Raw genomic sequence first — 432 nt, forward strand, 5'->3', positions numbered from 1 at the left:
CTCGCGAAAGTAGTCGCGCATCGCCGCCAGTTTGGCATTGCTCGAGGCTCAAGGTGTCGGCGCATGGCAGGATCTAACAGCTCACCTGCGTAGAAACGAATCGAGCCGAGCCAACTGCGGCGATTACGCCAGTCAAGGAGAGTAGGTAGTCGTCGGCGCCCAGCTCCAGCCCGCGCACCCGGTCTTCCACCGCGTCGCGCGCGTTGAGGAACAGCACCGGCGTATGCGCCGAGCGCTGGCGCACCACCAGCACCAGCTGCCAGCCATCGAGCCCCCGCCGCATGACGTCGAGGATGACCAGATCGAATGCCACCACCTCGATCAGGTATTTTCCGTCGATGCCGATGCTCGCGACCTCCACGCGATAGCCGGACTCTACCAGCCCGCTCTTGAGGTAATCGGCAGTCTTGTCATCTTCTTCCAACACCAGAA

1 pseudogene is annotated in these 432 nt (G+C 62.3%); it reads right to left on the bottom strand.

What is annotated here, in order from left to right:
- Nucleotides 1-139: 139 nt before the first annotated feature.
- Nucleotides 140-430: pseudogene (locus U8L64_RS00640) on the bottom strand (response regulator); the annotation flags it as partial.
- Between the last annotated feature and the right edge of the window lie 2 nt (nucleotides 431-432).

Origin of the sequence: Pseudomonas sp. FIP_A4 (genome assembly GCF_036701605.1) — a bacterium.
GTDB lineage: Bacteria > Pseudomonadota > Gammaproteobacteria > Pseudomonadales > Pseudomonadaceae > Stutzerimonas > Stutzerimonas phenolilytica.